General features: G+C 53.8%; 12 protein-coding genes and 1 pseudogene. 5 read left to right on the top strand and 8 right to left on the bottom strand.

Translation table 11 applies throughout. The features are described from left to right. The coding region (locus tag JO226_RS07115; protein WP_293545160.1) for a glycosyltransferase family 4 protein at positions 1 to 545 on the bottom strand (545 nt) is incomplete at its 3' end. Continuing rightward, positions 542 to 1,618: a putative lipopolysaccharide heptosyltransferase III gene (rfaQ, locus tag JO226_RS07110; RefSeq protein WP_293545158.1), complete on the bottom strand. Its 1,077-nt coding sequence runs from the start codon at positions 1,616 to 1,618 to the stop codon at positions 542 to 544. The genes JO226_RS07115 and rfaQ, both read right to left, overlap by 4 nt. A gap of 111 nt (positions 1,619 to 1,729) precedes the next feature. On the opposite strand from rfaQ, the gene JO226_RS07105 reads away from it, so the two are divergent. Both JO226_RS07105 and JO226_RS07100 read left to right on the top strand, forming a co-directional pair. Then, a complete protein-coding gene (locus JO226_RS07105; RefSeq protein WP_293545157.1) occupies positions 1,730 to 2,689 on the top strand; it encodes a polysaccharide deacetylase family protein in 960 nt (319 codons plus the stop codon). A gap of 22 nt (positions 2,690 to 2,711) precedes the next feature. Continuing rightward, entirely contained in the window at positions 2,712 to 3,788 is a 1,077-nt protein-coding gene (locus JO226_RS07100; RefSeq protein ID WP_293545155.1) for a glycosyltransferase family 9 protein, read from the top strand. A 25-nt stretch (positions 3,789 to 3,813) separates the two neighbouring features. Here JO226_RS07100 and JO226_RS07095 read toward each other — a convergent pair whose 3' ends face one another. The 5 genes from JO226_RS07095 to rfaD all read right to left on the bottom strand — a co-directional run bounded on the left by JO226_RS07095 (position 3,814) and on the right by rfaD (position 8,950). After that, positions 3,814 to 4,983, bottom strand: a complete 1,170-nt coding sequence (locus JO226_RS07095; protein ID WP_293545152.1) for an O-antigen ligase — start codon at positions 4,981 to 4,983, stop codon at positions 3,814 to 3,816. Further along, a complete protein-coding gene (locus JO226_RS07090; protein ID WP_293545150.1) occupies positions 4,961 to 5,869 on the bottom strand; it encodes a sugar glycosyltransferase in 909 nt (302 codons plus the stop codon). The genes JO226_RS07095 and JO226_RS07090 overlap by 23 nt, the downstream gene beginning before the upstream one ends. Next, on the bottom strand, positions 5,869 to 6,840 hold the full coding sequence (rfaC, locus tag JO226_RS07085; RefSeq protein WP_293545148.1) for a lipopolysaccharide heptosyltransferase RfaC: 972 nt from the start codon (positions 6,838 to 6,840) through the stop codon (positions 5,869 to 5,871). Before rfaC ends, JO226_RS07090 begins: the two co-directional genes overlap by 1 nt. A 3-nt stretch (positions 6,841 to 6,843) precedes the next feature. Further along, positions 6,844 to 7,890, bottom strand: a complete 1,047-nt coding sequence (gene rfaF, locus JO226_RS07080; RefSeq protein ID WP_293545146.1) for an ADP-heptose--LPS heptosyltransferase RfaF — start codon at positions 7,888 to 7,890, stop codon at positions 6,844 to 6,846. Between the two features lie 79 nt (positions 7,891 to 7,969). Beyond that, entirely contained in the window at positions 7,970 to 8,950 is a 981-nt protein-coding gene (gene rfaD / locus JO226_RS07075; RefSeq protein ID WP_293545143.1) for an ADP-glyceromanno-heptose 6-epimerase, read from the bottom strand. A gap of 216 nt (positions 8,951 to 9,166) precedes the next feature. Between rfaD and kbl the strand changes: the two genes are divergently transcribed. The 3 genes from kbl (at position 9,167) to JO226_RS07060 (ending at position 12,349) form a co-directional block, all read left to right on the top strand. Next, the gene (gene kbl / locus JO226_RS07070) at positions 9,167 to 10,363 is read left to right on the top strand and encodes a glycine C-acetyltransferase (protein ID WP_293545141.1); all 1,197 of its coding nucleotides are present in this window, start codon (positions 9,167 to 9,169) and stop codon (positions 10,361 to 10,363) included. Positions 10,364 to 10,372: 9 nt separating this feature from the next. Next, the gene (gene tdh, locus JO226_RS07065; RefSeq protein WP_293545139.1) at positions 10,373 to 11,398 is read left to right on the top strand and encodes an L-threonine 3-dehydrogenase; all 1,026 of its coding nucleotides are present in this window, start codon (positions 10,373 to 10,375) and stop codon (positions 11,396 to 11,398) included. 150 nt (positions 11,399 to 11,548) lie between these two features. Next, on the top strand, positions 11,549 to 12,349 hold the full coding sequence (locus JO226_RS07060) for a glycosyltransferase family 2 protein (RefSeq protein ID WP_293545138.1): 801 nt from the start codon (positions 11,549 to 11,551) through the stop codon (positions 12,347 to 12,349). A gap of 21 nt (positions 12,350 to 12,370) precedes the next feature. Here JO226_RS07060 and JO226_RS07055 read toward each other — a convergent pair. After that, positions 12,371 to 12,575, bottom strand: a pseudogene (locus JO226_RS07055) (divergent polysaccharide deacetylase family protein); the annotation flags it as partial.

Raw genomic sequence — 12,575 nt, 5'->3', positions numbered from 1 at the left:
TGGTTATCAACGGCGTTATAGATGACGTGGATTTTTTCCGCTGGCAGGCTAAAGTCCGCGATGATCTCTTGTTTGATCATCTCAGCGTTGCAAATCACTCCGCGCAGGTGCGTGTCCTGATACATCTCGCGCTCTGCCTGCATGACGTAGCGGTGGTAGCTGTCGGCAAACAGCAAGCGGCTCTTCCATGTGGGTAAAATGCGCGAACGTTGTTCCAGCCAGCGGCGATGGACACCGTCGCCGGCGCGGTACAGATCGCAGCCGGGAATACGTTCATGGCTTTGCACCAGATCGAATGATTCGCGCCTCCAGAGTTCGCGCGCGGCATTGGCGAAACCGCGCTCACGGCTGATTCGTCCCCATTTGCGCGGGTTACAGATATGAATATTCCAGTCAGGCTTGACCGGACCCTGCCATTCGCGGGTGATGACGTTCAGTTCCAGATTGCTGCTGTCGAGGGCTTCCAGCGCGCGTGAGACAAACCGCTCCGCACCGCCGTCTGGGCGATACTTTTGTCGCACCAGAGCCAGCCTGAATTTCTTCATGCCAGTACCTTTTTCGCCACCGCGATCACCGCGTCGGTGGGGATTAAATCGAGATAGCGTTCTTTGGTGTTGGTGTCGATTTCGTCAGGGTCGGGTAGTGGCCCGAAGTCCCCGGCCCAGATAACCTCGCCTTTCGCCTGCCATGGCCGCCAGAAGGTTAGCTTTGACGGGCCGAACAGAGCAACGAGCGGCGTATTCAGGGCCGCCGCCATATGCATCGGCACGGAGTCCACGCCGATAAACAAGCGGGCGTGATCGATAACCGCAGCTAGCTGCCGGAGCGTTAGCTGGCCTGCTAAGGAGTGCAGCCGCGCCTGCGGGCAGCCAGCGATGATGTTCTCCACCATCTTCTTCTCGTTGCTGTCGGGGCCGGAGGTGAGCACCACCGCGTAGCCATCTTCAGAAAGCGTGTTAATCAGTGCGCTCATGCGCTCTTCTCGCCAGCATTTAAAGAACCAGCGTGAGGTAGGTTGAATCACGATGTAGTTTTCCTGAAAGCCGTCCGGCAGCAGTGTACGGCTGTTGGCCCAGTCTGATTCGCTGTAGCCCATCCGTGCCGGTGCATTGCTAATCTCAAGCCCCAGCGGCGTCAGTATGGAAAGGTTTTGCTGCACTGTATGCAACTGATTATGCTGCTGAGTAGAAGCAAGCACGGTATGGCAGTAGCGCCAGAAAGGGTGGCGGCGCTTAGGGAAATCAAAACCAATACGCGTCGCCGCACCGGTTAATTTGCTGATAATCGCGCTGGGCCACTGGTCGGCAAGGTTAAGCACCATGTCGTAACGCTGCTGACGTAAGGTGCGGATTAATTGCCATTCCATCTTGAGCTGATGCCCTTTACCCTGCTTTTTCCAACTGCGATCGATCTCGTAAATCTGGTAAATTTCCGGATTTGCTGCCAGCATGTCCCGAGTCTCTGCATAGAGCAGCACATCGATGCAGGCGGCTGGATACTGTTGTTTGAGAGCGTGAATGAGCGGCGTGATAAGCAACATGTCACCATGGTGGCGCAGCTTAATGACCAGGATCCGCGCTGGGACCTGGTGGCCGGGGGAGAGGGTTTCAGGCGTCATACTCTGTTCTTCATCCGGGATAAGGGTTCCGATTCTAGGGGATCACGTGGATTGAGAGAAGCGTTGTATTGCTCTACCATGAGCTGATACGTATGGCCTGAGGACGTTTTCGTGCACAATCCCGCATTTCTCATCACGATTGATACAGAGGGTGATAACCTCTGGCAAAAACATGACAGCATCACTACGGAGAATGCGCGCTATCTTCCGCGTTTTCAGCAGCTCTGCGAAAAGTATGGCTTCAAGCCGGTCTATTTAACCAACTATGAAATGGCCATCGACCCTTTTTATATCGAATTCGCTAAAGACGTGATTGCGCGCGGTACCGCTGAAATCGGTATGCATCTGCACGCCTGGAACAGCCCGCCGGTCGAACCGCTGACCGCTGACGACTGGCGTCATAAACCTTATCTCATTGAGTACAGCGACGCCGCGATGCGTGAGAAGGTCGGCTATATGACACATCTGCTGGAAGACACCTTCCAGACTAAAATGGTCAGCCATCGCGCCGGACGTTGGGCGTTTGATGAACGCTACGCACGTCTGCTGGTGGAGTACGGTTATCTGGTGGATTGCTCCGTCACGCCGCGCGTGAACTGGAAAACCGCCAAGGGCGCGCCGCAAGGTGATGGTGGTACTGATTATCGTCGCTTTCCGCAGCACGCCTATTTCCTCGATGAAAATGATATCAGCCGCGAAGGGCATTCTCCGCTGCTGGAAGTGCCCATGAGCATTCAGTACAAACACTCTGCATGGATGAATAGTGTGAAGCAGAGCTACGACCGTCTGCGCGGTAAAGTCCGCTCGCCATCCGTTAATTGGCTGCGTCCGATGGGCGGCAATGTGGAAACTATGAAGAAAGTCGTAGAGCAGACGTTGACTCAGGGTAACGACTACGTGGAGTATATGCTGCACTCTTCTGAGTATATGCCCGCGGGCAGCCCAACTTTTAAGAATGAACAGGATATCGAGCGTTTATATGCCGATCTGGACGCTTTCTTTAGCTGGCTGGCGCCGCAGGTGAAAGGAATGACATTGGCTGAATATTACCAGCGGGAAATCACACAGTGATAAAAACAACGCAAGGTACCGTATGCGCATCCTTAAACAATTGACGCGGAAGAAGAATGCTTTCTTCCGCGAAATCAAGTTTCATTTAATTAACTATCGCTATAGAAATAAACCCAAACGTGGGTCCTTCGATCCAACCCTGATTCGCCACGTCTTATTATTACGCCTGGATGATAAAGTTGGTGATATGGTCGTGACCACAGGGTGCGCTAAGTTATTGGCCGATAAGGGGTATCAGGTTTCCGTTTTGACCGGGCCAATATGCCAACAAATACTAGCAGGTTCAGAATTTCTTCAGCAAGTCTATTTATACCAACCACGGATGTCGTTAAGTCAGTTAAAAGCGGTTGGTTTTGACGCTGTTGTTGATTTCGATGATGTGAAAAGCTATGAGCGATTTAAATTACTTTCTGAATTGCGTCCGGCCTGTTTGATTGGTTTTAACAAAGAGCAATACAAACTCTACGATCAGTCCATTACCTTTTTAGATGCTAATAGCCATATTTCTCAGCGCTATAAGCAGGTGGCGAAACTTTTTGCTGTGTCAGATGAACGCTACCATTATTATCTGCCTGGTGATATTCGTGAGCGTGAAAAGGTCAGTCATCTGGTGGCGCAGGCGGGAGAGGTGGAACTTTGTGTTGCGATAAATCCATTCACCGCATCAATAGATAAGGATTTTAGTCGCCATCAGATAGCGGCGCTCATTGAGCGGTTTCATACGCTTCCCTACCGGGTATGTATCGTGATGGTTGGACGTAGCGAGAAAATCTGCCAGCTTGAACTGGGCATGGCGCTGCATCTCGCCGACAGCAGCATCAACTCAGCAGTTGAAGTGATACGTTGCTGCGACCTGGTGATTACGCCAGATACCTCGATTGTGCATATTGCGCGGGTGTTCGATAAGCCAATGGTGGCGGTGTACAACAAGCGAAAACTGAAGGACACCGGACTGCCCGGTTATCGAATCTGGGCACCGGGGTATGAAAAGGCGCAGCAGATCGTCTGTGAAGAAGAGAATGTGGCGGATGTGGCAATTGAGACCCTGTGGCCTGCTATAAAAGAGCAGGCCGACCGGCTTGTCGAAGCTCGTAAGTAGAAAAGGGCCTTTGGCGGCCCTTTTTCTAGCGTTTTGCCATCAAGCCTTTACTGAGCGCAATCCCAAGGGGCAGCCAGAACAATACCCATGTCTCCCGAGGGTTGCTAACGATAAACATCCCCTGCGAGGCCATAAATATAAGAGCGTAGAGAAGGATGGCCAGACTGTGGCGACTGTCGTTGCGGCGTTTACGCCATGCCTGCCATAATCCGCAGGCGACAACAGCCAACAACAGCAACAAACCAATAACCCCCCCCTTCAGCAGTGAACCGAGATAGATACTATGTGTGGTGGTGATGTGCTCGCCGCTGTAGTTGATGAAATCGAGGTCGTAGTCAAAGCCTCGTCCCAGCCAGGGCTGGTTAGCTATCTCCGCCAACGTATGGCGCCAGATACTCAGGCGTAGCCCACTTTGCGCTCCCAGCTCCTCAAAACGGGCGAGCAGCATGTCACCAACCGGCGTCAGGAAGAGGACCAACCCAACCAGCACCGCCAGCGCGCCAACGATCAGCAAATTACGGCGTGTGAAGACCTGTAGATGCAATGTGAAACCGATGGCAATCGCCAGAGAGATCAGCGGACCTCGGCTTTGGGTTAACAACATCATGATCAGCATGACGATAATCGGGATATATAACCAGTGACTTACTTTTTCTTTCAATAACATACAGCTGATTAAAATGCCAATACCGCAGTAGCCGGCGAGGTCGATTACGTTTGTCGGCCCTGGGTTTTCAGGCGAGACAGCCCGCGCGGTCAATACCAATGTATGATCAACGATCAGTGTCCAGAGGGAAAGTACGGTGATTCCCGCCACGACGGATAGCATTGCCAGACGCCGGGTTCGCGGGCTGCTCAGCAGCGTTGCCATTAGCAGAAGATAAAAGATCAGATAAACGCCGTGGGTGAGCAGTGAGTCGATAAGCTGCGGTGTATGTCCCCAGAGATTACTGAGTGCAAAATAGATGAAGAATGCGACTAACAGCGTCCAGGTTTGCCACTGTTCGCGCAATACCTCTGCCAGCGCCTGTCGATTATCCTGGCGAAATAGCGATAACAAAAGCAGTAAGATGGATAAATGCAGTAGGTTATTCGTTCGGGTGGACATGCAAAAAACAGCGCTAAAAAATAAAAACAAGGGGAAAACAATCGAGTAACCCAGTCTCGCAAAGTTACTCATTTTTAAAGTACTCATTAAATGAAACCTTTTCGAAGATAGTTTCTGGAACAGCGCTCTTTGGCGAAAAATTAATGACCCGAATCTGGCTTTGCTGTAGCACACTCGCCGCAAGGGCGAAAGAAGGCATAACGAGACTCTCTACCTTCGTTGCCAGATACGAAGGGAGTTGGTTTTGTTGAGTTTCGTAGAATCGTGGTTGGCTGAAATTGGTCATGTCGAGGCCGCTTATCAGAATCGTTTTGAAACCTAGCCAGGCCAGGATTTGCAAAGCCCAGTAGACAACGGTTCCTGCGTCAAATATTCCCTGGCGGATATCTGTGCTAAAGCACACATCGGGTCGCTGGGGATCGTAACGCAGGCTATCAATGTGTTGATAGGTTTGCCGTATCGCGCCTTGGGCAACTTTAGGCTGATAAATTTTATAGCAACCATCTTCGACAAGCGCTAAACGGCACTGTAGATCTTCAGCGTAGCGATCGAGGATCTTGGCGATTCCGTGCATTGTCGTGAACAATATAATTCCACTTTGGCTGATGATAGCGCGAATAATCTCAGGCCTCTTATCAAAAAAACCCATATCAACAATGGTATAGAGTGAGAATGTTATTCTGTCGGACAGATGCCACGCGCCATTAACGCCCATGACTGGAATGTGTTCTGGCAGTAATGAAAAGTTGATCTCGCGAGTTGAAGGGCCCGTTGCCGTCAGTAGTACTTCGCCCTGCATGCTATTTCTTAGCGAGTTTAAGTCCACTAAGGGTACCGATTTGCCTTTGTATTGTAATACGCAAATGTCGCCGCTTTCTGCCCGGCGGATTTTTACCCACGGCCACAGATTTTCATTGTGGCGAAAGGTTCTGGGATGGGTATATCGATAGATTTGCTTAAACAGTGATCCCATTAACCGAGTCCCTGCGATTGCAATAGTTGCCGGATATGCTCAGCGGTAATGTCACCGGTGCTGCTACCGTTTGGTGGGCGGACGATATGCTGATTTTTGCCGTAGCCACCAATCAGCCCCGGATCGGTCGGGCCGTAGAGCGTGAAATTAGGTTTATCCAGCGCCGCAGTCAGATGGCTTAAGCCCGTATCCACGGAAACCACTGCCGCTGCGCCTGCCAGTTCCTGCGCCACGCCGTCGAGCTTCATACGCGGCAGGACGTCGACATAATCAAACCCGTCCGCCAGACGTTTCGCTCGCGCTTCTTCGTGCGGGGCGCCCCACGGCAGCCTGATACGCAAGCCCGTATTGCCAAGCAGGCCGATCAGTTCGCGCCAGTGGGATTCCGGCCAGTGTTTGTCGTCGCGGGTGGTAGCATGAAGGAAAATCAGGTAAGGCACGCTATCTTGCGCTGAACTGTGGAGAAAATGCTGCGAAATGGCGTAATCCCCCTGAACGTCCGGTTTCGCATAGCCGAGGCTTTTGGCGAACAGCTCGCGGGTGCGTTCCACGGCGTGCTGCGGCTTCACAATATGATGGCGGCGGTTGTAGAACAGGCTCGCCAGCGGTTCGCGGGCGGTTTGCCAGTCCATGCCGTGCTTTACGCCATGCGCTAAACGGGTGACCAGCGCGGCGCTTTTTACCAGCCCTTGTGCGTCGATAATCGCGTCGTAACGCTGCGCCTGCACTGCCTCGCGAAAGGCTTTGCGTTCGGCCTTAATCGGTGCGGAGAACCACGCTTTACGCCAGCGGCGGATCGCCACCGGGATCACGCGGTCTACCGCTTCGTGCCAGGTTGGGATTTGCGCGAAGCCTTCTTCCACCACCCAGTCAAAACGAATGTCGGGTACGGCCCGCATCGCGTCCGTCAGCGACGGCAGCGTATGCAGGACATCGCCCATTGACGAGGTTTTAACGATCAATACCCGCATTCGCTATCCTTCTTCGCTCAACAGCAGTTCGTTGAGTTCTTCGAGAACGCGCTGCGGCGTAATGTCGATCAGGCTCTGGTGATAGCCTTGTGCCGCATCGCCTTTGCGCACCTTGTGGTAGCCGGTGATCAGACGAATGACCTTCGCTTTATGCGACAGCGGCGGAGTGAAGTCCGGGCTGCTTGGGCCGTACAGGGCGACCAGCGGGCGGTTCAGCGCCGCGGCGACGTGCATCAGGCCGGAATCATTGGTGACCACGGCTTTACAGGCGGCAATCAGGATAACCGCCTGCTCCAGTTGGGTTTCCCCGGCGAGGTTGCGGCACCAGGCCTGTTGTTCGGTGCTGAGCGCGGCAAGGATGTCGTTGCCCGCATCGTGGTCTTTCGCCGAGCCGAACAGGACAATCTGGTAACCTTCGTCAATCAACTGTTTCGCCAGTTCGGCGTAGTGATAGTGCGGCCAGCGCTTGGCCGGGCCGAACTCCGCGCCGGGGCAGAAGCCGATCATCTGGCGCTCGGCGGAAAGAGTAAAGGCGGCGCAGGTTTGCGATTTTTCGCCATCGTTGACCTGCAACTGCGGCCACAGCAGGGGCTGCGGCAAATCTTTTGCCGTTTGCATGACACCTTTGTCGTAGGCCAGCGCCACGTAGCGCTCGACCATCAGCGGCCAGGCGGCTTTATCCAGCACGCGCGCGTCGTTCAGCAGGCCGTAACGCATCTCGCCGCGCCAGCCTGTGCGGTGAGGTACGCCTGCGAAGAAGGGCACTAAGGCCGATTTGAAGGAATTAGGCAGCACATAAGCGCGATCGTAGCGCTTTTCGCGCAGGTTGTGACCGAGCTTGCGCCGCTCGCCGATTTCCAGCGCCCCGTGGCCGAGCGGCATCGGGATCGCGTCGTTCACTTCCGGCATTCGCGATAAAAGCGGACGGCACCACGCGGGTGCCATCACATCGATTATCGCCTGGGGAAAGCGCGCCTTGAGCGTGCGATAGAGACTTTGCGACATCATCATGTCGCCCACCCAGGACGGGCCGATCACCAGTATTTTCATTCACTTCATCCTTCAAACGGTCTCTGCGTTGGCTGCCTGCGTTCACTCCGGTCACTTACTTGTGTAAGCTCCCGGAGATTCACTTAGTTGCCGCCTTGATACCGCTCGAATGATTTTGTGAATTTGTATCGCGGTCGCGGTTCAGCCAGGCCATATATTCCGTCACGCCTTCGGCGACGGTTTTAAACGGCTTGTTATAGCCTGCGGCGCGCAGGTTGGTCAGATCTGCCTGAGTAAACGCCTGGTAGCGGCCTTTCAGTTTTTCCGGGAACGGGATGTATTCAATGCTGCCTTTCTGGTGATACGCCAGGGCCGCGTCGGCGACGGCCTGGAAGGATTCCGCGCGGCCGGTGCCGAGGTTGAAAATGCCTGACACGCCGTTCTCCCAGAACCACAGGTTCACGGCGGCGACATCGCCGACGTAGACGAAGTCGCGCTTGAAGCCGTCGCTGCCTTCAAACAGTTTCGGGCTTTCGCCGTTGTTCAACTGGGTATTGAGGTGGAACGCCACGCTCGCCATGCTGCCTTTGTGGCCTTCGCGCGGTCCGTAGACGTTGAAGTAACGGAAGCCGACAATCTGCGAGTTCGCTTCCGGCAGCACCTGGCGTACATATTCGTCGAACAGGAATTTGGAGTAGCCGTAGACGTTCAGCGGCTGCTCGTATTCGCGGGATTCAATAAAGTTGGACGTCCGGCCACCGTAGGTCGCAGCGGAAGAGGCGTACAGGAACGGGATTTCACGCTCCAGGCAGTAGTGCAGCAGCTCTTTGGAGTACTGATAGTTGTTGTCCATCATGTACTTGCCGTCCCACTCGGTGGTGGATGAGCAGGCGCCTTCGTGGAAAACGGCCTCAATGTCGCCGAACTCTTCGCCTGCCATAATCTGGATCAGGAAATCTTCTTTATCCATGTAGTCGGCGATGTTCAGGTCTACCAGGTTGACGAACTTGGTGCCATCTTTCAGGTTGTCCACCACCAGAATGTCGGTGATGCCTTTGTCATTCAGGGCCTTAACGATGTTACTGCCGATAAAGCCTGCGCCGCCGGTAACGATGATCATAACGATAACCTTTGAAATGTGGATGACCGGGACTATCCCGGACGCTAATGGTTTTTATCATACCACTACATTGTCTGACCTTCAGCCATTCACCGACAAGCCGCAGGGGGACACGTGATTTATGCTACAAAAATTGCAACATGTACTTCGTCATCTCGTAACAACGTATAGCTTTGGGTAATATGTGCCAAATTTTGCCAAATCTGGAGAGTTGCAATGCGTGGTGATTTTTACAAACAGTTATCCAACGACCTGGAAACCGCGCGCGCGGAAGGGTTGTTTAAAGAAGAACGTATCATTACGTCTGCTCAGCAGGCTGATATTACCGTCGGCGACGGTAGTCACGTGATCAACTTTTGCGCCAACAACTATCTTGGTCTGGCGAATCATCCTGAACTGATCAACGCCGCCAAGGCGGGGATGGACAGCCACGGTTTCGGTATGGCCTCGGTGCGATTTATTTGCGGCACCCAGGACAGTCATAAAGTGCTTGAGAAGAAGCTGGCCGAGTTCCTGGGGATGGAAGACGCTATCCTCTACTCCTCCTGCTTTGACGCCAACGGCGGCCTGTTTGAAACGCTGCTGGGTGCGGAAGACGCCATTATCTCTGATGCCCTGAACCACGCCTCTATCATCGACGGCGTACGCCTGTGCAAAGCAAAACGTTTCCGTTACGCCAACAACGATATGGCGGAACTGGAAGCGCGTCTGCAAGAGGCGCGTGAAGCTGGCGCGCGTCACGTGCTGATCGCCACCGACGGCGTGTTCTCTATGGACGGCGTGATTGCCAACCTGAAAGGCGTGTGCGATCTGGCGGACAAGTACGATGCGCTGGTGATGGTCGATGACTCGCACGCAGTCGGCTTTGTGGGCGAAAACGGTCGCGGTTCTCACGAATACTGCCAGGTGATGGATCGTGTGGACATCATCACCGGTACGCTGGGCAAAGCGCTCGGTGGCGCGTCTGGCGGCTATACCGCGGCGCGTAAAGAGGTGGTTGAGTGGCTGCGCCAGCGTTCCCGCCCGTACTTGTTCTCCAACTCGCTGGCGCCAGCGATTGTCTCCGCGTCTATCAAAGTGCTGGAGATGGTGGAGTCCGGCGGAGAGTTGCGCGACCGTCTGTGGTCAAACGCCCGCCTGTTCCGCGAAAAAATGAGCGCCGCAGGCTTCACCCTGGCCGGTGCCGATCACGCGATTATTCCGGTGATGCTGGGCGACGCGGTTGTGGCGCAGAATTTTGCCCGCGAGCTGCAAAAAGAGGGGATTTACGTCACCGGGTTCTTCTTCCCGGTGGTGCCAAAAGGTCAGGCGCGTATTCGCACTCAGATGTCGGCGGCGCATACCCCTGAACAAATTGAGCGTGCGGTGGAAGCCTTTACCCGCATCGGCAAACAACTGGGCGTGATTGCCTGAGGACGTGTGATGAAAGCGTTATCCAAACTGAAAGCGGAAGAAGGGATTTGGATGACCGACGTGCCGGAGCCGGACGTCGGTCATAACGATCTGCTGATCAAAATTCGTAAAACCGCGATTTGCGGCACTGACGTCCACATCTACAACTGGGACCAGTGGTCGCAGAAAACCATTCCGGTACCGATGGTTGTCGGCCACGAATACGTCGGCGAAGTGGTCGGTATCGGTCAGGAAGTGAAGGGTTTTAAAATCGGCGACCGTGTCTCCGGCGAAGGCCACATCACCTGTGGTCACTGCCGTAACTGCCGCGGCGGCCGTACGCACCTGTGCCGTAACACTATCGGCGTGGGCGTAAACCGCCCGGGCTGCTTTGCCGAGTATCTGGTGATCCCGGCTTTTAACGCGTTCAAAATCCCGGACAATATCTCCGACGACCTGGCCTCTATCTTCGACCCGTTCGGTAACGCGGTGCATACGGCGCTGTCGTTTGATCTGGTGGGCGAAGACGTGCTGGTCTCCGGCGCAGGCCCGATCGGTATCATGGCAGCGGCCGTAGCGAAGCATGTGGGCGCGCGTCATGTGGTGATCACCGACGTTAACGAGTACCGTCTCGACCTGGCGCGCAAGATGGGCGTGACCCGCGCGGTCAACGTCTCTAAAGAGAGCCTGACCGACGTGATGGCTGAGCTTGGCATGACGGAAGGCTTCGACGTGGGTCTGGAGATGTCCGGCGCGCCGCCGGCGTTTCGCGCGATGCTGGATACCATGAACCACGGCGGGCGTATCGCCATGCTGGGTATTCCGCCGTCGGATATGTCTATCGACTGGAACAAGGTCATCTTTAAAGGACTGTTCATCAAAGGCATTTATGGCCGCGAGATGTTTGAAACCTGGTACAAGATGGCGGCGCTGATCCAGTCTGGTCTGGATCTCTCCCCGATTATTACCCATCGCTTCGGGATTGATGATTTCCAGCAGGGCTTTGACGCCATGCGTTCAGGCCAGTCCGGCAAAGTCATTCTGAGCTGGGATTAACCCATGTTAAAAAGCGCCTTAGGGCGCTTTTTTTTTGTATATCTGCTCCAGGGAATGTACTTTTGTCTTAATTCGCACTTTTTAAATAATGCAATTCCAGACAATGGATATATAAAATCTGTTTAGTGTTTGTTTAACTAGACGGACGTCATGTTTAAATTATCTGTATGTCTGCTGACATTCAACTCCGCGAGGCTGCTAGAGGAGGTATTACCTCCTTTACTACAAGTGGCCGATGAAATTGTCATTGTTGATTCCGGCAGTAGCGATCGGACGCTAGAGATCTGCCAGCGATTTAATCTCACGCTTCACCACCATTCTTACTCCATGCACGGTGCGCAGATGAACTACGCAATAAGTCTGGCAACGCATGATTGGGTGCTTTGCATGGATAGTGATGAGATTCTGGATGATCGGGTCGTCGACTATATTCTGGCGTTGAAGGCAGAGAAAGACCCTGAAATCGATTTGGCATGGCGACTTCCTCGTTACTGGTATGTACTAGGCCAACCTGTACGCACTCTGTATCCAGTTTCATCACCGGATTACCCTGTCAGATTATTTAATCGGACTCAGGCGCAATTTAACGACAGGCCTGTTGACGACAAAGTCGTGGGGCAAATTCGTTGCATCAAAATGCCTGGTCACGTCAGGCACGATACCTTCTACTCTTTGCATGAAGTATTTCAGAAGCTTAACGGATACACGACACGCCTGGTAAAGTATCAAAACATCAAGCCTTCCATCGGGCGTGGTGTTATCAGCGCGATTGGAGCATTTTTTAAGTGGTATTTATTCAGCGGTGCCTGGCGGTATGGCAAAGTTGGGGTTGTTACTGGCCTGTATGCCACGTTTTATAGTTTTCTGAAGTATTTTAAATCGTGGTATGCCCAGAGCGACAGGATGCCTTTGATGAAGGAAGAAACGCACAAATCCCGAGTATCCGATTAGCATAACGGCCCCGACGGGCCGTTATGCTTTCTTCCCCCAGCCCTGCCACTGTTGCTGGTAATACTGTACCAGCGGGCTCTGGCTGATGCTGTCGCCAAGCACCGTAAAGAAGCGGGTGGCATACACCGGCGCTGGCGTCTGTTTCGGTTTGCATACCTTCACGCCGCGGAAAGGATTACGCGGCGCGGTTGGCTGCACGTTCGACGGCGGCGCGGTGTTTGGCGTG

The sequence above is a fragment of the Pluralibacter sp. genome, from assembly GCF_019237635.1.
Classification (GTDB): Bacteria; Pseudomonadota; Gammaproteobacteria; order Enterobacterales; family Enterobacteriaceae; genus Enterobacter_B.
Note: the sequence above shows the minus strand (reverse complement) of the source record. Positions and strands in the feature narration are given on the sequence as shown.

Excerpts from the sequence above, each read along its gene's own strand:
- rfaQ (WP_293545158.1), bottom strand. The coding sequence starts at position 1,618 with ATGACGCCTGAAACCCTCTCCCCCGGCCACCAGGTCCCAGCGCGGATC.
- JO226_RS07100 (WP_293545155.1), top strand. The coding sequence starts at position 2,712 with ATGCGCATCCTTAAACAATTGACGCGGAAGAAGAATGCTTTCTTCCGC.
- JO226_RS07095 (WP_293545152.1), bottom strand. The coding sequence starts at position 4,983 with ATGAGTACTTTAAAAATGAGTAACTTTGCGAGACTGGGTTACTCGATT.
- JO226_RS07090 (WP_293545150.1), bottom strand. The coding sequence starts at position 5,869 with ATGGGATCACTGTTTAAGCAAATCTATCGATATACCCATCCCAGAACC.
- rfaC (WP_293545148.1), bottom strand. The coding sequence starts at position 6,840 with ATGCGGGTATTGATCGTTAAAACCTCGTCAATGGGCGATGTCCTGCAT.
- rfaF (WP_293545146.1), bottom strand. The coding sequence starts at position 7,890 with ATGAAAATACTGGTGATCGGCCCGTCCTGGGTGGGCGACATGATGATG.
- rfaD (WP_293545143.1), bottom strand. The coding sequence starts at position 8,950 with ATGATCATCGTTACCGGCGGCGCAGGCTTTATCGGCAGTAACATCGTT.
- kbl (WP_293545141.1), top strand. The coding sequence starts at position 9,167 with ATGCGTGGTGATTTTTACAAACAGTTATCCAACGACCTGGAAACCGCG.
- tdh (WP_293545139.1), top strand. The coding sequence starts at position 10,373 with ATGAAAGCGTTATCCAAACTGAAAGCGGAAGAAGGGATTTGGATGACC.
- JO226_RS07060 (WP_293545138.1), top strand. The coding sequence starts at position 11,549 with ATGTTTAAATTATCTGTATGTCTGCTGACATTCAACTCCGCGAGGCTG.